Raw genomic sequence first — 502 nt, 5'->3', positions numbered from 1 at the left:
GGCACATCGATAGCGTGAATAGGGCCATCGAGTTCGATCATATTGGGCTTTAGTTTGGCATAACGAGGCTTTGAGTTACCCCAAAAAATATAGATCTGCTGATCATCATCGATAAATACCGCAGGGTCGATATCATCCCAGTCGATGTCGGTATCGGTTGTCATATCATTGGTGATAAGTGCCGTCCCACGCGCATCCTTAAAAGGGCCTAATGGACTGTCTGCAACGGCCACACCAATCGCAAAGCCATTAATCTTGGCGTGTCTTGCTGTAACATACCAATAAAACTTACCCTCTTTTTCAATTACATGGCTTGCCCAAGCATCACCTTTTGCCCAACTAAAATCCTTAACCGCTAACTTACTGCCGTGTTCGGTCCAATTCAGCATGTCCTTTGAACTAAAGACTAACCAATCGTGCATCTCAAAGAAGGTTTTGTTGTCTTTGGCCACATCATGCCCAGTATAAAGGTACACAGTATCCTGATGGACCATAGCGGCAG

At 45.2% G+C, this 502-nt stretch carries 1 protein-coding gene; it reads right to left on the bottom strand.

Going from position 1 to position 502, the window contains the following annotated elements:
• On the bottom strand, nucleotides 1-502 hold a 502-nt coding region (locus FW758_RS24795; protein WP_446446847.1), incomplete at both ends, for a family 43 glycosylhydrolase.

This window comes from Shewanella sp. 1180_01 (genome assembly GCF_052850535.1).
The sequence above is the reverse complement of the archived record's forward strand: the minus strand, read 5'-3'. Positions and strand labels throughout refer to the sequence as shown.